Source organism: Bradyrhizobium sp. 23, from assembly GCF_023073295.1.
In the GTDB taxonomy this organism is placed as follows: domain Bacteria; phylum Pseudomonadota; class Alphaproteobacteria; order Rhizobiales; family Xanthobacteraceae; genus Bradyrhizobium; species Bradyrhizobium canariense_D.
The window spans coordinates 29,163-48,335 of the sequence record NZ_JADPJF010000109.1 but is presented as its reverse complement, the minus strand read 5'-3'; the positions used below and the strand labels follow the sequence as shown (position 1 = coordinate 48,335).

Annotated in this window: 19 protein-coding genes; 9 read left to right on the top strand and 10 right to left on the bottom strand. The window is 64.9% G+C overall.

Annotated features, from left to right (window positions below; all coding sequences use genetic code 11):
* The gene (locus IVB32_RS27885; protein ID WP_085351844.1) at positions 1 to 1,194 is read right to left on the bottom strand and encodes an efflux RND transporter periplasmic adaptor subunit; all 1,194 of its coding nucleotides are present in this window, start codon (positions 1,192 to 1,194) and stop codon (positions 1 to 3) included.
* Positions 1,195 to 1,425: 231 nt separating this feature from the next.
* The gene (locus tag IVB32_RS27880; protein WP_247294142.1) at positions 1,426 to 2,445 is read right to left on the bottom strand and encodes a cyclopropane-fatty-acyl-phospholipid synthase family protein; all 1,020 of its coding nucleotides are present in this window, start codon (positions 2,443 to 2,445) and stop codon (positions 1,426 to 1,428) included.
* Positions 2,446 to 2,661: 216 nt separating this feature from the next.
* Between IVB32_RS27880 and IVB32_RS27875 the strand changes: the two genes are divergently transcribed.
* From IVB32_RS27875 to IVB32_RS27860, 4 genes are all read left to right on the top strand, one after another.
* On the top strand, positions 2,662 to 3,681 hold the full coding sequence (locus tag IVB32_RS27875) for a flagellar motor protein MotA (protein ID WP_018454614.1): 1,020 nt from the start codon (positions 2,662 to 2,664) through the stop codon (positions 3,679 to 3,681).
* A gap of 4 nt (positions 3,682 to 3,685) precedes the next feature.
* Positions 3,686 to 4,714 carry a peptidoglycan -binding protein gene (locus tag IVB32_RS27870; protein WP_247411985.1) on the top strand — a complete coding sequence of 343 codons (1,029 nt, stop codon included), beginning with the start codon at positions 3,686 to 3,688 and terminating at the stop codon, positions 4,712 to 4,714.
* On the top strand, positions 4,714 to 5,160 hold the full coding sequence (locus IVB32_RS27865) for a GNAT family N-acetyltransferase (protein WP_018454616.1): 447 nt from the start codon (positions 4,714 to 4,716) through the stop codon (positions 5,158 to 5,160). The genes IVB32_RS27870 and IVB32_RS27865 overlap by 1 nt, the downstream gene beginning before the upstream one ends.
* A 110-nt stretch (positions 5,161 to 5,270) precedes the next feature.
* The gene (locus IVB32_RS27860; RefSeq protein ID WP_018454617.1) at positions 5,271 to 5,489 is read left to right on the top strand and encodes a hypothetical protein; all 219 of its coding nucleotides are present in this window, start codon (positions 5,271 to 5,273) and stop codon (positions 5,487 to 5,489) included.
* 15 nt (positions 5,490 to 5,504) lie between these two features.
* Here IVB32_RS27860 and IVB32_RS27855 read toward each other — a convergent pair whose 3' ends face one another.
* The 4 genes from IVB32_RS27855 to IVB32_RS27840 all read right to left on the bottom strand — a co-directional run bounded on the left by IVB32_RS27855 (position 5,505) and on the right by IVB32_RS27840 (position 8,479).
* Positions 5,505 to 5,675: a hypothetical protein gene (locus tag IVB32_RS27855; RefSeq protein WP_157642917.1), complete on the bottom strand. Its 171-nt coding sequence runs from the start codon at positions 5,673 to 5,675 to the stop codon at positions 5,505 to 5,507.
* Positions 5,676 to 5,821: 146 nt separating this feature from the next.
* Positions 5,822 to 5,995, bottom strand: a complete 174-nt coding sequence (locus IVB32_RS27850) for a hypothetical protein (protein WP_018454619.1) — start codon at positions 5,993 to 5,995, stop codon at positions 5,822 to 5,824.
* A 25-nt stretch (positions 5,996 to 6,020) separates the two neighbouring features.
* The gene (locus tag IVB32_RS27845; protein WP_018454620.1) at positions 6,021 to 6,230 is read right to left on the bottom strand and encodes a hypothetical protein; all 210 of its coding nucleotides are present in this window, start codon (positions 6,228 to 6,230) and stop codon (positions 6,021 to 6,023) included.
* A 422-nt stretch (positions 6,231 to 6,652) separates the two neighbouring features.
* Entirely contained in the window at positions 6,653 to 8,479 is a 1,827-nt protein-coding gene (locus tag IVB32_RS27840) for an ABC transporter ATP-binding protein/permease (RefSeq protein ID WP_018454621.1), read from the bottom strand.
* A 220-nt stretch (positions 8,480 to 8,699) separates the two neighbouring features.
* Between IVB32_RS27840 and rpmE the strand changes: the two genes are divergently transcribed.
* Positions 8,700 to 8,927, top strand: a complete 228-nt coding sequence (gene rpmE, locus IVB32_RS27835; protein WP_018454622.1) for a 50S ribosomal protein L31 — start codon at positions 8,700 to 8,702, stop codon at positions 8,925 to 8,927.
* A gap of 88 nt (positions 8,928 to 9,015) precedes the next feature.
* On the opposite strand, the gene IVB32_RS27830 is transcribed toward rpmE, so the two are convergent.
* Together IVB32_RS27830 and IVB32_RS27825 are read right to left on the bottom strand one after the other, a co-directional pair.
* Positions 9,016 to 9,525, bottom strand: coding sequence for a DUF1465 family protein (locus tag IVB32_RS27830; protein ID WP_018454623.1), 510 nt, complete (start codon positions 9,523 to 9,525; stop codon positions 9,016 to 9,018).
* Between the two features lie 524 nt (positions 9,526 to 10,049).
* Positions 10,050 to 10,241, bottom strand: coding sequence for a DUF1192 domain-containing protein (locus IVB32_RS27825; RefSeq protein WP_018454624.1), 192 nt, complete (start codon positions 10,239 to 10,241; stop codon positions 10,050 to 10,052).
* A 111-nt stretch (positions 10,242 to 10,352) separates the two neighbouring features.
* On the opposite strand from IVB32_RS27825, the gene IVB32_RS27820 reads away from it, so the two are divergent.
* Positions 10,353 to 11,351 (top strand): NAD(P)H-quinone oxidoreductase, encoded by a 999-nt coding sequence (locus IVB32_RS27820; protein ID WP_018454625.1) that lies wholly within the window; start codon positions 10,353 to 10,355, stop codon positions 11,349 to 11,351.
* 154 nt (positions 11,352 to 11,505) lie between these two features.
* Positions 11,506 to 14,382, top strand: coding sequence for an EAL domain-containing protein (locus IVB32_RS27815; protein WP_026232774.1), 2,877 nt, complete (start codon positions 11,506 to 11,508; stop codon positions 14,380 to 14,382).
* A gap of 13 nt (positions 14,383 to 14,395) precedes the next feature.
* Here IVB32_RS27815 and IVB32_RS27810 read toward each other — a convergent pair whose 3' ends face one another.
* Positions 14,396 to 14,665: a hypothetical protein gene (locus IVB32_RS27810; RefSeq protein WP_018454627.1), complete on the bottom strand. Its 270-nt coding sequence runs from the start codon at positions 14,663 to 14,665 to the stop codon at positions 14,396 to 14,398.
* 144 nt (positions 14,666 to 14,809) lie between these two features.
* Between IVB32_RS27810 and IVB32_RS27805 the strand changes: the two genes are divergently transcribed.
* Positions 14,810 to 16,306, top strand: a complete 1,497-nt coding sequence (locus IVB32_RS27805; RefSeq protein ID WP_247294148.1) for a diguanylate cyclase — start codon at positions 14,810 to 14,812, stop codon at positions 16,304 to 16,306.
* 106 nt (positions 16,307 to 16,412) lie between these two features.
* On the opposite strand, the gene IVB32_RS27800 is transcribed toward IVB32_RS27805, so the two are convergent.
* The gene (locus IVB32_RS27800; protein ID WP_026232775.1) at positions 16,413 to 17,288 is read right to left on the bottom strand and encodes a UTP--glucose-1-phosphate uridylyltransferase; all 876 of its coding nucleotides are present in this window, start codon (positions 17,286 to 17,288) and stop codon (positions 16,413 to 16,415) included.
* Positions 17,289 to 17,491: 203 nt separating this feature from the next.
* On the opposite strand from IVB32_RS27800, the gene IVB32_RS27795 reads away from it, so the two are divergent.
* Positions 17,492 to 18,889, top strand: coding sequence for a lytic murein transglycosylase (locus IVB32_RS27795; protein WP_198293349.1), 1,398 nt, complete (start codon positions 17,492 to 17,494; stop codon positions 18,887 to 18,889).
* Positions 18,890 to 19,173 lie beyond the last annotated feature (284 nt).

Sequence of the window (19,173 nt, the reverse complement as noted above, 5' to 3'; positions counted from 1 at the left end):
TTACCGCATCAGCTTCTGGGCGTGCCGGTTGTCGGCGGTCGCATCCGCTTCCGACCAGGATTGCGGCTTGACCTTGTCGCCGGCGGCGAACTTCTGGAAGCCTTCGACCACGACCTTGTCGCCAGCCTTCAGGCCGTCGGTGACGAACCAGATGCCGTCCTGCACCGAACCGGTGCGCACCGGCTGCACCGAGATGCGATTGTCGTCCTTGACGACGAACACCTCGCTGCCGCCGCCGCCATTGCGCTGAATCGCCTGCTGCGGCACGGCGATCGCATCGCTATCGAGACCCTGGTCGATGCGGACGCGGACATACATGCCCGGCAGCAGCTCGCGCTTCGGATTGCGGAACTCACCACGCAAGGTCACCTGACCGGTATTGGCGTCGACCTTGGCATCCGAAAACAGCAACTTGCCGTCGAGCGAGTAGAGGGTGTTGTCGTCGAGCACGAGATGCACCTTGGCGGCGTCGGGCGCGATGCGCTCGAGGTCACCGCTCTCGAAGGCGCGGCGGAGCTGGTTGAGCTCGTTCACCGACTGGGTGAAATCCGCATAGATCGGATCGAGCTGCTGAATGGTGGCCAGATTGGTCTCGTTCTGGACCGCGAGCGCGCCCTCGCTGACCAGGGCGGCACCGACGACGCCGTCGATCGGCGCGCGTACGGTGGCATAGTCGAGATTGAGCTTTGCGCGCGCGAGATCGGCCTTGCGGCCCTCGACCTCGGCATGGGCCTGGCGCTCGGCCGCGATCGCCTTCTCGTTCTCGGCTTCGGGCGCGGCGCGCTGGCTGGTGAGCGTGGCGATGCGGCGCGCCTGCTGCTGGGACTGCATCAACGCGGCCTCGGCCTTGGCGACCGCAGCCTCGTTGGCCATCACCTCGACCTCGAACGGACGCGGATCGATCCGATACAGTGGATCGCCGGCCTTCACCTCGCTGCCCTGCCGGAACAGGCGCTCGACCACGATGCCGGACACGCGCGGCCGCACGTCGGAGACGCGCGTCGGCGCAATGCGGCCCGGCAGCTCGCGCACCACGGCACGCGGCTGCGGCTTGACGATGACGATGCTGACGTCGGGGTCGTTGGGCTGGGCGGCTGAAATGGCGGAGCTGGATTCGTCGCAGCCCGCCAACAGCGGCGTAAAGGCCGCGAGCATCATTGCAACGCATGCCGATCGCGCGCGAAGTCCTGACATGAAATGGGGTGCCCCGATATTGTTGAAACCGATCCCGCTCGGCGCGAGGCCCGTTCTGGGCCATGGCACGCGGCTGATGCGGTCAAAATAGAGCGGACGTGCTGCGACGCAACGCACCTTGCGGGCGGCCCAATGTCACACGGCCTAGGGTGCTGAGTTCACGGCGTTTTTCGCGTCTCACCCGATTGTGAGTCCGGTTCCATCACCGCGTGCTGCGTCAGAAGACCGCAATTACCCCGCCGCCTTCATGCGGTAGTGGCTGACGCCCCACTCGGTTCCGTCGGCATAGCCGAACAGGCCCGAGGTCGCGAGAAAGAACCAGCGCCAGCGTCGCATTCGCTGGGCGGTCTCCTCGCCATGGATGTTGCGCAAGGCCGCTTCGATGAAACAGCGATGCGCGTCGAAATTGGCGAGCCAGTCGTTGGCGGTGCGCTGATAGTGCGTGCCGCTCCAGCACCATTCCTTCTCGACTGTGAAAATATCGTCGAATTGCCTGACGAGGTGATGGCTCGGCATCAGCCCGCCCGTGGAGACGCGCTGCGCGATCCAGTCGTCGCGATCGGCCCGGTCGAACAGGTGAGAGCCGGAGCGATGGGCGACGATGTGCATGAAGAACCGCCCCTCCGGCGCGAGCCATGATCGCAAGCGCGTCATCAGCTTGCGCCAGTTCATCACATGCTCGAACATTTCGACCGACACGATGCGGTCGAATTGCCCGTCGGGCGCGAACACGTTGATGTCCGCGCAGACCACCCGCAGATTAAGAAGACCGCGCAGCCGCGCCTCTTCCTCGATATGGGCGCGCTGCGCCTGCGAGCTCGACACCGCCGTCACCTTGGCGTGCGGAAACTGCCGCGCCATCCACAGCGACAGCGAGCCCCAGCCGCAGCCGAGTTCGAGGATGGTCTGACCATCGGCGAGAGCGGCATGCTCGGCGGTCTGACGCAGCGCCTCCTCCTCGGCCTCCCGCAAGGTGGTCGCGTCGGTCTTGTAGAAGCAGCAGGAGTATTTGCGGTTGGGGCCGAGCACCTTCGCAAAGAACGAAGCGGGCACCTCGTCGTGCTCGGCATCCGCGTCCTCGGCGATCGGCCGCAGCATCATCCGCCCGGCGAAGGCGGCATCGTCCGCCCCGCCCAGCGCGGACAGGCGCGTCACCGTGCGCGAGCACAGGCGCTGGATCGCCGCGCGGATCACGACATCAGGCAACGGCACCCGTTCGGCAGTCCCGATGATCGCGGACACGACGCTCATGCGACGACTCCGTCTTGGGCGGCGGGTTTTGGCGCCAGGGGAAAAGTGCGACTTGAACCTGTGGAATGCCGACGATTTGCAAAGTACGTCCTTACCAAAGCCGGTTTCAGCCTTGGGTTCCCCAGCTCTCCCCGAAATCGGCGCATCCGGCGCTTTTTTTGGGCTGGCGCTGTGCCATAGTGCGCGCCGCAAGCAAGTTAACGGATGATACCGGCCATGCCGCCAGGCGCCTCGCCCCGCTCCTCCCTCGACATCGAATACACCAAGCTATCCTCGCCCAGCGTCTTCCTGGTGCGGATGCTGGTCTTCCTGGTGCTCTGCACCCTGGTGGGCGTGGTGCTCTATAAGCAGATCATCCAGGCCTTCTTCGCCAATCCCGGCCTCAATGCCCTGATCGGCGGCGTGCTGTTCATCGGCATCATCCTGGCCTTCCGCCAGGTGATCCGGCTGTATCCCGAAGTCTCCTGGGTCAACAATTTCCGCATCGCCGATCCCGGCCTTGCGCCCGCCCGCCACCCCAAGCTGCTGGCGCCGATGGCGATGATCCTCGGCGGCGAGCGCACCGGGCGGATGTCGATCACCCAGACCACCATGCGGCACCTGCTCGATTCGATCGCGACCCGCCTCGACGAGGCCCGCGACATCTCCCGCTACATGACCGGGCTTCTGGTCTTCCTCGGCCTGCTCGGTACCTTCTGGGGCCTGATCGAAACGGTCGGCTCGGTCGGCAAGGTGATCGACGGGCTCAAGGTCGGCGGCGATTCCGGCGCCCTGTTCGACACGCTGAAGGAGGGGCTGGCCGCCCCGCTCGGCGGCATGGGCATCTCGTTCTCGAGCTCGCTGTTCGGCCTCGCCGGCTCGCTGATCCTGGGCTTCCTCGACCTGCAATCGAGCCAGGCGCAGAACCGTTTCTACACCGACCTCGAAGACTGGCTTGCCACCACCGTGCGCGAATATGGCAGCGGCGAGGTGGCTGTTGCCGGCACTGGCGGTGGCATTGCCAGCGGCGAGCTTCAGGCCGTCGTCGAGCGCTTACGCTCCGTGCTCGAGGAAGGCAGCGGCAGCCGCGGCACCACCGCGGCGATGGCGAGCCTCGCCGAAGCCATCCAGGCGCTGGTCTCGCATATGCGGACCGAGCAGCAGATGATCCGCGAATGGGCCGACGGCCAGGGCGAGCAGAACCGCGAGATCCGGCGCCTGCTGGAGCGCATCGCGCGTCAGCCCGAGAAGGGTTAGCGACATGGCACTGGCGCGCGGTCGCCGCGGCGATACCTCCTTCAACTACTGGCCCGGCTTCGTCGACGCGCTGTCGACGCTGGTGCTGTCGATCGTGTTCCTGCTGTCGGTGTTCCTGGTCGTGCAGTTCTTCCTGTCGCAGGAGGTCACCGGCAAGGACAAGGCGCTGGAGCAGCTCAACGCCAAGATCGCGCAGCTCAACGAATTACTGTCGCTGGAGAAGCTCGGCAAGCTCACGCTCGACGACCAGGTCTCGTCACTGAAAGCCGGCCTCGCTTCGGCCGAGAGCGAGCGCGACCGCATCAAGGGCCTCTATGAGGGGCTCGCCGCGGCCGGCAACGATGCGCAAGGCAAGTCCTCCGAGCTCGGCAAGGCGCTGGATTCCGAGAAGGCGGTTTCGGCCCGGGCGCTGGCGCAGATCGAGGTGCTGAACCAGCAGATCAGCGCGCTGCGGCGGCAATTGGCCGCGCTGGAAGAGGCGCTCGACGTTAGCGAGAAGCGCGACAAGGAATCGCAAAATCGCATCGCCGACCTGGGCTCTCGCCTGAATGTCGCCCTGGCGCAGCGCGTGCAGGAATTGTCGCGCTATCGCTCGGAATTCTTCGGCCGCCTGCGCGCCATCCTCGGCAACCGCCCCGACATCCGCATCGTCGGCGATCGCTTCGTATTCCAGTCCGAAGTGTTCTTCGACACCGGACAGGCGGTGCTGCTGCCCGAAGGCCGCGCCGAGCTCGACACGCTCGCAACCGCGCTGATCGATCTCGACAAGAAAATCCCGAACGAGATCCCCTGGTTGCTGCGTGTCGACGGCCATACCGACGTGCGCCCGGTCAACGGTCCGAACTTCAAGTCGAACTGGGACCTCTCGGCCGCGCGCTCGATCTCCGTGGTGCAGTACCTGATCTCGCTCGGCGTGCCGGCCCAGCGCCTGGTCGCCGCCGGCTTCGGCGAATTCCAGCCGCTCGACACGGCCAACACCGAGGAAGCCTACAAGCGCAACCGCCGCATCGAGCTGAAGCTGACGGAGCGGTAGTGAGCGCCCTCCACCTCCGCCGTTACCGTCCCGAGGACGAGGCCGCCTCGATTGACCTGTGGCATCGCACCTGGCAGCAGGCCTATCCGCAGATCGACTTCGCGGCCCGCCTGGACTGGTGGCGCGAGCGCTGGCGCAAGGAGCTGGTGCCGAAGGCTTCGATCGTGGTCGCGGAGCAGGACGGCGCGCTGACCGGCTTCGTCACCATCGACGGCGACGGTTATCTCGACCAGCTCGTGGTCGATCCCGCGCACTGGGGCTCGGACGCGGCGCGGCTGCTGGTGGATGAGGCCAAGCGCCTGTCACCGGCGGGCGTGACGCTGCTTGTCAACAAGGACAACAGCCGCGCCATCCGCTTCTACGAGCGCAAAGGCTTCGCGCATGCCGGCGACGAGGTGAACCCGACCTCGGGACGTCCGGTGCTGAAGATGATTTGGCAACCTTAGATTCTGGCGATCTTGATTCTGGACGCGTGACGGCCGTCACGTCGGGATCCCAGGACGTCAGCTAGTCGTTGTGCCCGCAAGTTGCGCCGGCAAGCGGATGGAGATGACCGATGAAATTGAGCGATCTGGCCAAGGGGTCTTCGGTCCTGCTCGGCGTCATCGTCGCCGGATATGTTTCGACGAGCTATGTCGACCAGCACCTCGCCACGCCGGTCAAGACGACGAGTGCTCCGACGAATGGCCTTGGGCCATCGGCCTGCGTTGATGAGGACGGGAGCTGGAAGAACTGGCCATGGCCGAACGTGCCGGCGCTGTCGCCGAAGTGCTGATAAGCAGTGCTGCCGTCAACTCGCCGCGGTGCGCTCTCGGCTCAAGCGGAGTTCAAGCTCGAACTGCCAGCTTTCGGCTTGGCGGATCGCGCGTTGGCTGTCTTCGCGAAGCCGGATCGACTCATCGATCGCTCGCTGCGCCCGCTCCAAAAGTTCGTGGGTTTCCTTGCTGAATGGCGGGGCCATGAGGCGCACTCCCATTGAGGCGGGAGCACAAATCATCTCTCAGGCACCGACGCCTACGGACGAGCCTTTGGCCGGCGATACCTGATTAGGCGCCACATCCGGGGGAACTGCAAGGTTCATCCACTCGGCTCAGGGCGCGGGCTGCCCTATCCGAAATTCCGGAAGCCCACGATGGGCAATCCGAAACTCAGCACAACGATGACGCCGCTACCAGCGACAACAAGCAGCGCCGCTTTCCACCCCGCAAGGCCGCGCATCTGCTGTCGAATAGCGAACAGGATGAGGAGGATGAACAGTACCGGACCGATCAGAACAATCATTCACAACACCGTCCACTCCGTCAGCTCAACGAACAACGCCTGCCGCATCGTTCTTGCTAGGAACCACCCAATCGATTGCGAGCAGGCAACTTTCGACGACAATGAAGGCGGCCAGACCGCCGAGCCAACCGAAGAAGACCACGGAAAAGGTAGCAAGCAAGAGCGCGCAGAAGACGTCGGCGACAAGCTTGCCGTTGCGCTCGCCTCGGGTCTGGTCGGCTGTCGAATAAGGCATTTGGCGTCTCCTGGGTCGGCCCGAACCCTAGCTTCAGCAGCCGCGGCCGTCCACTCCCTCCGGGCGCGCCAACGCTGTCCGAAATTCCGGAAGCCAACGACGAGCATTCCGAAACTCATCAAAACGACGACGCCCATGTTCTGCGACAGCCAGCAGCGCCGCTTCCATCGATCACCTTACGATGTGGCCGATTCGAATCGCGCAGCCGATCAGATCGACAAATGTCCGCTATCGACCCGGCTACGAAGGGAGACCACGTGGTGCGACGCTCTCGCCAAAAGCTCCGCTGTCATTCCCCGCGGAGGCGGGGAATCCAGTACGCCGCGGCTTATCGCTTGATCACTTCCGTCTCGGAGTACTGGATCGCCCGCCTGCGCGGGGGATGACAGCCTGAATGAAGCGGCAGTCCAGACTACCTCGCCTCACGCCCCCTCGAACTGCAACCTCGCCAGCCTGGCATAGAGCCCGTTCGCAGCGACGAGCTCCGCATGCGTGCCCTGCTCGACGATCCGGCCCTGGTCCATCACCAAGATGCGGTCGCACGACAAGACGGTTGCGAGGCGGTGCGCGATGACGAGCGTGGTGCGGTGGCGCATCAGCTCTTCCAGCGCGGTCTGCACCAACGTCTCGCTTTCGGCATCGAGCGCGGAGGTGGCTTCGTCCAGAAGCAGCAGCGGCGCATCGCGCAGGATCGCGCGCGCAATCGCGATGCGCTGGCGCTGGCCGCCGGACAGCGTCACGCCGCGCTCGCCGAGCGGGGTGTCGAAACCTTCGGGCAGGCGGCGGATGAACTCGGCGGCGTGCGCCAGCTCGGCCGCGCGCTCGACCTCGGCATCGGTGGCATCGGGCCGGCCGAAGCGGATGTTGTCGCGGGCACTGGCCGCGAACACGTTGGATTCCTGCGGCACCAGCGCAATGCGCGAACGGAATTCACGGGGATCGGCGGATTTGACCGGCACGCCGTCGAGCGAGATCGCGCCGCTGCGCGGATCGTAGAAGCGCAACAAGAGATGAAAGATCGTGCTCTTGCCGGCGCCGGACGGACCGACGATCGCGACCTTCTCGCCGGGACGCACGGCGAACGACACGGCATCGAGCACATTGACGTCGCGCCGCGCCGGATAGGCGAAGCTGACCTGGTCGAAGCCGACTTCGCCGCGCGCCGGCACCGGCAGCGCGCGCGGCGACGCGGGCGCGGTGATGTCGGGCTGCACATGCAGGATCTCGAACAGGCGCTCGGCAGCGCCTGATGCCGCCGAGATCTCGCCCCAGACTTCGCTGAGCTGGCCGAGGCCGGCCGCGGCGAAGGCCGCATAGAGCACGAACTGGCCGAGCCGGCCCGGCGTGATGGTGCCGGTCAGCACGTCGTGCGAACCGATCCAGAGGATCGCGACCACGCTTGCGAACACGATGAAGATGATGATGGCGGTGAGCACGGCACGCGCCTGCGTGGAGGTGCGCGCGGCTTCATAGGCCTGCTCGACCTCGCCGCCGAAGCGCCTCTCGGCGAGGCTCTCGCTGGTATAGGCCTGCACGGTACGGATCGCACCGACCAGCTCGCTCGCATAGGCGGAGGCCTCGGCCAGCGTGTCCTGCGCGTTGCGCGACAGCCGCCGCACCCAGCGCCCGAAGGCGACCAGCGGCAGCACGATCAGGGGAATCGCCAGCAGCACGAATCCCGACAGACGCGGGCTGGTGATCACCATCATCGCCGCGGCACCGAAGAACATCATCAGATTGCGCAGCGCGATCGAGACCGAGGCGCCAACGGAGGATTTGATCTGCGTGGTGTCGGCGGTGAGGCGCGACACCAGCTCGCCGCTGCGCGCGGAATCGAAGAAGGCCGGCGACAGCGAGAGCAGATGGGCGAAGACGTCGCGCCTGAGATCGGCGACGATGCGCTCGCCGATCGTCATTACGAGGTAGTAGCGCGCGGCACTCGCCAGCGCGAGCACGGCGACGACGGCGATCATCACCGAGAAGTAACTGTTGATCAGCTCGATGCCCTCAGGCGTCAGGCCGAAATCGATCATCCTGCGCACCGCGACCGGCACCAGCAGGGTGGTCAGCGCCGCGATCGTCAGCGCGACAAAGGCCAGCGCCGCCCGGCCGCGATAGCGGGCGACATAGGGCGCGAGCGCCAACAGCGGCCGCAGCTTCGCGCGGCTCTTCGCCGGCGCCTCGATCAGGTCGGCCTCGATCGACGGGGCTTCCGCGGGCCCGGTTTCAAGCCGTTCTACTGCGCTCATGAGATCCGACCAAAAGACAAAGAGAAGGTGGTCCGTCCCAAATAGGCCGGGCGAGCGGGAGTGGCAAATCCGGGAAGTCCCTTAGGGGGCAGCCCGGCCCGCTAAGGCCCTCAAAAGGCTTGCAATGGCTTGTTTTACAGGGGCCCGTGGGGTATAGACCCCGCCAAATCCGTCATTCGATAGCCACTCAAGTGAGGCGCCGGGGCGCCGAGGAATTGCCATGAAAGCCGAAATTCACCCGAACTATCATACGATTAAGGTCGTGATGACCGACGGAACCGAGTACCTGACCCGCTCCACCTGGGGCAAGGAAGGCGACACGCTGAACCTCGACATCGACCCCAAGTCGCACCCGGCCTGGACCGGCGGCAACGCGCAGCTGCTGGATCGCGGCGGCCGCGTCTCGCGCTTCCAGAAGAAGTTTTCGGGCTTTCTCAAAAAGGATTGATCCGGCCCCTCGAGGCTGGAGACGAAAACGCCCCCGGAGAGCCGGAGGCGTTTTTTGTTTTGGGGGCGCTCGTCGCGATGACGGGAGCTTACCGCTCGAACGCCGCCTTCAACGCGTTGAGATGCGGCACCAGCGGGTTGCCGATCGAGGAATGATCGACCGGCGGGGTGTGGATGGTGTTGTCCAGGCGGCGCACGCGGGTCTGAAGGCTCATCGAGCGATGGATCAGGTCCTGGAGCTGCGACGGCAGCTTCTCGATGGTGTCGGTTGAGCCGGGATCGGCGGCGGAGAGCTTGACCTTGGTCTTTTCGCGATTGGCCTGGCCCAGCGTCATCTCGCCTTCCTTCACGGCGCGGTGCAGCAGCAGCCACGAGGCGAGCTGCATCAGGCGGGTGGTCAGACGCATGCTCTCGGTCGCATAGGTGAGGCTGACGGCACGATCGAGCGCCTTGGCCTCGGTGCGGCCGGCGCCATCGAGATAGGCGGCGGTCTCCTCGACCAAGTCCATGCCCTCGCGGAAGAGGACGCCGAACGCCGCAGAATTGGTGAACCGCTCGCTGAGTTGAACGAGAGCGCCTTCGGCTTGCAAACGTTCCATGGTTAACGCCCCTTACGCAACTGTCTGACGCCCGGCTTTGGCACCGGCTTATGATGAACAAATCATTGCGCGGGCGAGACGCCGAGTCCAGTGACAAGCGCGGATATGGTTTCCGCGGGTCTTTGCCCGGAATTCAACCGCGGCGAGACGCAAAAAGGCGGAGCTGGGCGCAAAAAAAGAGCCGCCGGAAAACCGGCGGCTTTGAAAGTTGATAACAGGGAGGCGTCAAACAGAGTGGACAGGAGCCACTCGGTGTCCAAACGAGGACAGTTCCCAGTCATAAACTCGAAAGCTTAATGTGGAGTAAACGAGCGATTATCTTGAGGGTTCGTTAGCCATGTCGGTCAGTGGCCGAGTGGGCCCGCGGAACAAACTGCCCGTCATGCCCGGGCTTCCACGTCCTCTCCTTCGGCGAAAGATCAAGAACGTGATGGCCGGGACATAGGCGAGCGGAAGCGACGCCGTCCTTCGGACGTGCCCGGCCATGACGCCGTGGAAGTGGCTGGCGCTCCTCTTCCAATCCGCTACTTCTTGAAAACGCTGTTGGCCGCATCACGCGAGGCGCGCTTCTTTGTTGCGGCTTCTTCCAATCTTGCGATCTCGCCCTTGAGAAGCGCGATGCGGTCGGTCAGTTCCTCCACCGACAAGAGTGAGAGATCCTGTCCGATGTCATGGCTGATCTTCTTGCGCGGGCGGTCGTCGTCTTCCATCGCCATCCTGGTTCCTCCTGCGTTCGCCTCACAAGCGGCTGAGGCGGTTGCCAGCCTGCACCGCGCTGGCTAAGCAATGGCCTCGTTCCATCCCGCACCTTTGCTCAAGGACACATCATGGACAAGCTGCCCGCGCAAATGACCGTGGTCGCCATCTCGAAACCCGGCGGACCGGAGGTGCTGGTGCCGGAACAACGGGCGCTGCCGCAGCCCGGCCCCGACGAGATCCTGGTCAAGGTGCAGGCCGCCGGCGTCAACCGGCCCGATGTCGCGCAGCGCTCCGGCGCCTATCCGCCGCCGCCCGGCGCCAGCGACCTGCCCGGCCTCGAAATCGCCGGCGAAGTGGTGGCCGTCGGCAGCAACGCCAAGCGGCACAAGATCGGTGACAAGGTGATGTCGCTGGTCGCCGGTGGCGGTTATGCGCAGTACTGCATCGCGCAGGACGGTCAGGCGATGAGCGTGCCGCCGTCGCTGTCGATCAAGGAAGCCGGCGCACTGCCGGAAACACTGATGACGGTCTGGCACAATGTGTTCGAGCGCGGCGCCCTGAAGGCCGGCGAGACGCTGCTGATCCACGGCGGCTCTTCCGGCATCGGCACCATGGCGATCCAGCTCGCAAAAGCTTTCGGCGCCAAGGTGATCGTCACCGTGGGATCGCAGGACAAGATCGATGCCTGCCTCAAGCTCGGCGCGGATCGTGCCATCAACTACAAGACCGAAGACTTCGTCGCCGTGGTCAAGGCGGAGACCAACAATGCCGGCGCCAATCTGATCCTCGACATGGTCGCCGGCGACTATGTCGATCGCAACTATGACGCCGCAGCGCTCGACGGCCGCATCGTGCAGATCGCGACCCTCAACGGGCCCAAGGTCACCGTCAACATCGCCAAGGTGATGGTGAAGCGCCTGACCCATACCGGCTCGACGCTGCGCCCCCGTAGTAATGCGGACAAGGCGGCGATGGTGGCCGCGATCGAGGCGAAAGTGATGCCGCTTTTGCGCGAAGGCCGCGTCAAGCCGCTGATGGACAGCACTTTCCCGCTGGAAAAGGCATCCGACGCGCACCGGCGGATGGAAACCTCGGCACATATTGGCAAAATTGTGTTGGAGGTCTAGGCCAACGGCCCACAGGGCAAGCCGGAAACCCTTTGATTTTCCTTGCTTTCGTGGCATCTATCGCGACGCACCGAACCACCTTGTTCCGTTCGGAAAACGCCGTGCACCGAAGAGCCTGCACCGAAGAGTTTGCGTCGAACGCGGAGAACTGACCTTGCGTCTGATCAGGTGCCTCGCGCCCATAGCGCTGGGCCTCATGATTCTCGTCTGCGCGTTCCCGGCGCGCGCGCTGGACGCTGTCAGCGTCCGCGGTGACGCGCCCGCGATCGACCTCACCGGCGTGCTCGAGCATCAGCGCAGCGACGCCGACCGCATCCAGGTCTCGACCGCGCCCGGCACCGACGGCATCGTCCGCCGCATCGAGGTGCGCGCCCGCGAAGGCGGCCAGAACTGGGTGGTGTTCGCGCTCGCCAACAACACCGACGACCAGCTCGACCGCCTGATCGTCGCTCCGCATTACCGTATCGTCTCCTCGGGGCTGCTGTGGCCCGACCTCGGGCTGTCGCGCATCGCGACCATCACGCCCTCGACCGGCGACCGGCCGGAGCGGCAGGAGAGCCCGACCGCCGACGTCTTCCGCGTCACCCTCGATCCCGGCGCGGTCGTCACCTTCGTCGCGGAGCTGCGCACCGACAAGCTGCCGCAGCTCTATCTGTGGGAGCCGGAATCCTACAAGGACAAGGTCAACTCGTTCACGCTGTACCAGGGCATCGTGATCGGCATCTCCGGCTTGCTGGCGCTGGTGCTGACAATCCTGTTCGTGGTCAAGGGCAGCATCATGTTCCCGGCCGCCGCGGCGCTGGCTTGGGCGGTGTTGGTCTATATCGGCGTCGATTTCGGCTTCTGGGGCAAGGTGCTCGACATGTCGAACAACGCCGAGCGCATCTGGCGCGCGGCGGGTGAGGCGATCCTGGCGGCGACGCTGCTGGTGTTCCTGTTCGCCTATCTCAATCTCAGTCGATGGCACGTGCGCTATTCCCACATCACCGTGGGCTGGCTCGCGTTCCTGGGATCACTGGTGGCGCTGGCCCTGTTCGACCCTGCGGTGGCCTCCGGCATCGCGCGCATATCGCTGGTGCTGATTGCCTTCGCCGGCTTCGCGCTGATCGTCTATCTCTCCACCCACGGCTTCGACCGCGCTGTGCTGCTGATCCCGACCTGGTTCCTGCTGGTGGTCTGGGTGGTCGCGGCCGGCATGACGGTCGCAGGCTCCGTCACCAACGACATCGTCGGCCCTGCGCTGCTCGGCGGCCTCGTGCTGATCGTGATGCTGATCGGCTTCACGGTGATGCAGCATGCGTTCGCCGGCGGCGGCGCCACCACCGGCGTCGTCTCCGACATCGAGCGCCGCGCGCTGGCGCTGGCCGGTTCCGGCGATTTGATCTGGGACTGGGACGTGTCCGCCGACAAGGTCTTTACCAGCCCTGAGACCGAGGCCCTGCTCGGCCTCAAGCGCGGCACGCTGGAAGGCCCGGCCGCCTCCTGGCTCGAAGTGCTGCACCCGCTCGACCAGGACCGTTTCCGCGCCGCGCTCGACAGCGTGCTCGACCAGCGCCGCGGCCGCTTGGTGCAGGATTTCCGCCTGCGCACGCCGGACGGTCACTTCATGTGGTTCGCGCTGAAGGCGCGCCCGGTGGTCGGCTCCGACGGCGAGGTCTCGCGCGTGGTCGGCACCCTCACCGACGTCACCGAGCTGCGCAACGCCGAGGAGCGCCTGCTGCACGATTCGGTGCATGACAATCTCACCGGCCTGCCCAACCGCAAGCTGTTCATGGACCGGCTCGGCGCCGTCGCGCATTTCGCCAAGACCATGCCGACGCTGCGGCCGACGCTGATGGTGATCGACCTCGACCGCTTCAAGCAGGTCAACGATTCCGTCGGCATCGCGGTCGGCGATTCCATCCTGCTGACGCTGGCCCGCCGCCTCACCCGCATCCTGAAGCCGCAGGATACGCTGGCGCGGCTCGCGGGCGACCAGTTCGGCTTGATCCTGCTCTCGGAGCAGGACCCCGCCCGCATCACCGCCTTCGCCGAGACCATCCGCAAGACCATCCGCGCGCCGATCGCCTTCAACGAACGCGAAATCTTTCTCACGGCCTCGATCGGCCTCGCCTTGTCCGATCCGCAAGTTCAGCTCACGGACGAGATCATCAAGGACGCCGAGCTCGCGATGTATCACTCCAAGCGCATCGGCGGCGACCGCATCGACGTCTACAAGTCCGCGATGCGCGCGCGAAAAACCGACCGGCTGACGCTGGAGAGCGAACTGCGCCGCGCCATCGAGCGGCAGGAGCTCACGATCCTGTACCAGCCGATCGTGCGGCTTGAAGACCGTTCGGTCGCCGGCTTCGAGGCGCTGGTGCGCTGGGATCATCCCAAGCTCGGACGCATGGCGCCCTCGGAATTCATCACCATCGCGGAAGAGACCGGCCTGATCATCGACCTCGGCATGTTCGTGCTCGACCAGACCGCCAAGCAGCTCTCGATCTGGCAGCGCGCGATGCGCTCGCGCGAGCCGATCTTCGCATCGGTCAACGTCTCCTCGCGCCAATTGCTGCGCCACGATCTGATCCACGACATCCGCACCGTGCTGTCGCGCTCCTCGGTCGCGCGCGGCACGCTGAAGCTGGAGCTGACGGAATCGCTGGTGATGGAGAATCCGGAGCACGCGGCGCAGATGCTGACGCGCATCCGCGAACTCGGCACCGGGCTGTCGCTCGACGATTTCGGCACCGGCCATTCGTCGCTGGCCTATCTGCAGCGCTTCCCGTTCGACACCATCAAGATCGACCAGTCCTTCGTGCGCACCACCAACCGCGGCACCCGCCCGGTGATCCTGAAGTCCATCATCGCGCTCGCGCACGACCTCGGCATGGACGTGGTCGCCGAAGGTGCCGAGACCGATTCCGACGCGGTCGAGCTCTACCAGATGGGCTGCGAATACGCGCAAGGGTTTGCCTTTGGCGAACCCATGGATGCCGACGCCGCGATGCGCCTGCTCACGGAAGTGCGCCTGGAAGCGGCGAGCTGACTTTCCCTTCGCCTCACCCAGGCCTGCGCCGGTCACTCTTCAGCTTGGTGAACCGCACGCTCGCACCGTCCGGCATCCGCATCGCCTTGAAACCCGCGGCGAGGCAGGCTTCGCGTTGCGGCATCTGGATATCCGGGCTGCGCAGGCTGTCCCACCATGAGGCACGATTCGCCGCGCGCGGCAGGGCCGCGCCGATAATCTCTTCGATCTGTTCATAGGTCAGCACGAATTCCGCCTGCTTCTGCCGCATCAGATAATCGCGCAACGCGTCGTAGTCGTTCACCGCTGTCCTCTTCGCTGGTCGAAGCTCCGCTTTGCCCAAAAACGTGAGCCGCGGAAACCAATTTTTAACTCATTCCGGCAGCGCCGTCCCGGCTTAAACACTACTCAAGCTTTCGGGCGCATTCACTGGTGTCGGGAGCAAACGATGTTGTCTCGATGGCGCGACGTCACGGCCCGCCGGCCATGGCGGCTTTCGGCGAAGCTGCTGATCATCTCGTCCGTGGTGACGGTGATCGGCTTTTCCGCCATTTGCGTCAACGTCATGCTGGACATGCGCCGCGGCGAGGAGGCGCTCGCCCGCCAGACGCTGGAAAACCTGGCGACGACCATCGAGTCCGACGTCAGCCGCAACATCGAGATCTACGATCTGGCCCTTAAGGCGGTCGCCAGCAACATGCTGCTGCCGGAAATCGCCACGGTCTCGAAGCCGATCCGTCACCTCATCCTGTTCGACCATTCGACCACGGCGAGGCATTTCGGCGCGATCCAGGTGTTCGACGCCGACGGCCGGTTGACCATTGACGCCTCGACGCTCGATCCCGTTGTCGTGAACCGGGGCGACGAGGATTACTTCAAGGCCCATCGGGACAATCCGCAAGCCGGGCTCTTCATCAGCCGTCCCATGCTGTTCCGCGGCGCTTATTCGATCGTGCTGAGCCGGCGCATCAGCGATACCGACGGCGGCTTTCTCGGCGTCGTCGCCGGATCGATCCGCTTCAGCTATTTCCACGAATTGTTCGAGCGGCTGAGCCTCGATCCCGACGATACCATCACCGTGCTCAGGCGCGACCGTACCGTCATGATGCGGCGGCCGTTTGATCTCGACGTGATCGGCACGAATCTGGCCGACCGGCCGGTCTGGAAGGCCGAAAATCTGAAGGTCGGCAGCGCATTCGCCGGACAGGGGCCGATCGACGGCACGCCGCGGCTCTATGTCCGCAGCGGTGGGACCAGCCCGCTATTCGTGGTGGCAGGTAAGCCACTGAACACCGTGTTCGAGCTCTGGCAGAGGGAAGCCTACCGCATCGGCGCCGTGGTCGTGGCGCTCAGCCTGTTCATGCTGGCATCGACGCTGGTGCTCGCGCGCGAGATCGGCCGGCGCGCCGAGGCCGAGCGCAAGCTCGAGGAGATGGCGACGACCGACGCGCTCACCGGCCTGAAGAACCGCCGCAAGTTCGACCAGGTGATCGACGTCGAATGGCGCCGCGCGATGCGGCAGCAGACGCCGATCGCGCTCTTGATGATCGATGCCGATCACTTCAAGGCCTACAACGACACGTTCGGCCACCAGGCCGGCGACCAGGTGCTGGTCGGCATCGCCATCTGCATTTCCGATTCGGTGAGCCGCGCCGGCGACTGCGCCGCGCGCTATGGCGGTGAGGAATTCGCCGTGCTGCTGCCGGGCACCTCGGTCACGGACGCCCTCCTGGTGGCCGAGACGATCCGCGCCAAGGTGCAGGGATGGTCCGACGACCACACGAGCTCGACGGTGTCCTGCGGCATCGCGAGCCTCGTTCCCACCACCGGCATGGACTGGCCGATCCTGGTCGCCGCCGCCGACAAGGCGCTCTACGCCGCAAAAGCCGGCGGCCGCAACCAGTCGGTGGTCGCAAGCTTGCCGAAGCTGTCGCTGGTGGCGTGAGGGTTTCGTTCCGTCATTGCGAGCGAAGCGAAGCAATCCAGACTGTCTCCGCGAAGACAGCCTGGATTGCTTCGTCGCTTCGCTCCTCGCAATGACGAGCGGAGCGCTACTGCCCCAAATACTTCTTCATTTCCGCAATGAGCCCGTCACGCAGCTCCGGCCGCTTCAGGCCGTAGGCGATGTTGGCGCGGAGGAAGCCGGGCTTGGAGCCGCAATCATGGCGCTCGCCCTCGAACTCGACGCCGTAGAAGCTTTGCGATCTGGCGAGGCCGATCATGGCATCGGTGAGCTGGATCTCTCCGCCGGCGCCGCGCTCCTGGGTCTCCAGGATCTTGAAGATCTCCGGCTGCAGGATGTAGCGGCCGGTGATCGAGAGGTTGGAGGGCGCGGTGCCCTTGGCCGGCTTCTCGACCATGCCGTCGACCTCGAACATCTTGCCGGTGCGTTTGCCGACGCCGCAGATGCCGTATTGATGGGTCAGATGGTCGGGCACCGCCTCGACCGCGATGACATTGGATTTTTCGCCGAGCTTGCTGGCGGTGTCGATCATCTGCTTCAGGCAGCCGGGCGAATTGAGCACGAGCTCGTCCGGCAGCACGACCGCGAACGGCTCGTTGCCGACGATGTCGCGTGCGCACCAGACCGCGTGACCGAGGCCGAGCGGCGCCTGCTGGCGGGTGAAGCTGACGGCGCCGGCCTCCGGCTGGTTCTGCGCCAGAACGTCCTGCTCGGTCTTCTTGCCGCGCGCGGCCAGCGTCGCATCGAGCTCGAACATCCGGTCGAAATGATCTTCGATGACACTTTTGTTGCGGCCGGTGACAAAGATGAAGTGCTCGATGCCGGCTTCCCGGGCCTCGTCATAGACGTACTGGATCAGCGGCTTGTCGACGATCGTCAGCATTTCCTTCGGCATCGCCTTGGTGGCGGGCAGGACGCGGGTGCCGAGGCCGGCAACGGGAAATACGGCTTTGCGGATTTTCATGGGATTGATCGAATACCTGAGGAACACGTGAAGGGAGCAATGGCATCTTGCTAGCTTGTTTGCAGCCGCCAACAAAGGCGGATGTGGGGCCTCATCCTCACAGAGTTAAGAAAAAGGCCACCATCAAAATTTCACCTTTGTTAAGCTGTTGGCAACCGTAACCAGGCCTCCTGATGGCGGATTTTGGCCGGACAGGTGTGGACATGATGCAATCAATGGCAGGGCTGGCAAAACGGGGCGGGTCCGTGACCGGTGCGACGATGATTGCGACCGCCCTGCTGTTCCCACTTCCCGCCAGCGCGCAGGCTCAGAACGGTTTGTCCAATCTGTTCGGCGGTATTTTCTCCGGCCCGAACCAGGCGCCTTCGCCAGCAGCGCCCGGGCCCAGCGGCGCTCAAACGGGAGTTCAACCTTGGACCGGCGAGGATGGCGCCTCCGGGCATCCGCTGATGACAGCCGCCGCGATCCGAGAGGCCGCGGGTAACTTCAACAATTGCGTCGCAGGCATGTGGCCCGATGCCGCACGGCGCAACATCACGCAGGAAAATTTCCAGCGCTTCACTGAAGGCCTCGCGCCCGATCTGCGCATCATGGACCTGATGGATTCGCAGCCCGAGTTCACCAAGTCGATTTGGGATTATCTCGACATCCTCGTGAACGACAACCGCCTCGCCAAGGGCCGCGAGGTCCTGGCCAAATACAAGGCGCAGTTCGAGGCCACCGAAAAAGCCACCGGCGTCGATCGTTATGTCATCGCCTCGATCTGGGGCATCGAGTCCAACTACTCGACGCAGATGGGCGACCGCAGCGTGCTGCAATCGACCGCGACGCTCGCCTGCATCGGCCGCCGCCAGGCTTACTTCAAGGACGAATTCCTCTCCGCGCTGGAGATCCTCAACCGCGGCGATCTCAGGCCCGAACAATTGCGCGGCTCCTGGGCCGGCGCCTTCGGCCCGACCCAGTTCATGCCGACCGCGTTCAAGCGCTTTGCCGTGGACGGCGACGGCGACGGCCGGCGTGACGTCGTCGACAATCCCTCCGACCTGATTGCGTCGACCGCCAACAATCTGAAGAAGGACGGCTGGCAGGCCGGCCAGACCTGGGGCTACGAGGTCGTGGTGCCCCAAGGCTTCAACTACATGCTGGCCGACCGCGCCAAGGCGATGACGGTAGCGCAGTGGGAGAAGCTCGGCCTCAAGCGCCCGACCAACCAGCCCTTCCCGCATCCAGCCGAGAAGGCCTATCTGCTGGCGCCGGCCGGTGCCCAAGGGCCCGGCTTCCTGATGCTGCAGAACTTCCGGGTCATCATGAAGTACAACCCGGCCGAGGCCTATGCGCTGGCGATTGGCCATTTCGCCGATCGCCTCCGCGGCGGCCAGCCGTTCGTTCAGCCCTGGCCGCGGCAGGAACGGGAGCTGTCCCGGACCGAGCGGCTGGAACTCCAGCAGCTGCTGGCCCAGCGCGGCTTCTACAGGGGCACCCCCGACGGCCAGTTCGGCGGCCAGACCCGGGAAGCCCTGCGCAACTTCCAGGCCTCGATCGGGGTCCCCGCGGATGGATTTGCCTCCTCCGACGCGCTGAATCGGCTGCGGGGGCAGTAAAATCGCGCCGAAAGTAACCCTGAACAGGGATTTTGGCCGGCAGTCTTGACCGGGGCGGCGGTTCGCCGTGTATGGGCCAATAATTCTGGGCCGAGAATCTGGGCCCAGAATCTCAAGGATCTGAAGAGAATCTGAAAGAGAATCTGCCCGTTTGGCGCCCGATTCCGTTATTATATCGAGCCTGTCCTGATCCCTATTGCACGTGCCGAGATCGCATGTCGAAGAAGTCCCTGTTCAAGGTGCTGACCGAGACCGGCCCGCTGATCGCGCTGGGGACGGCGCTT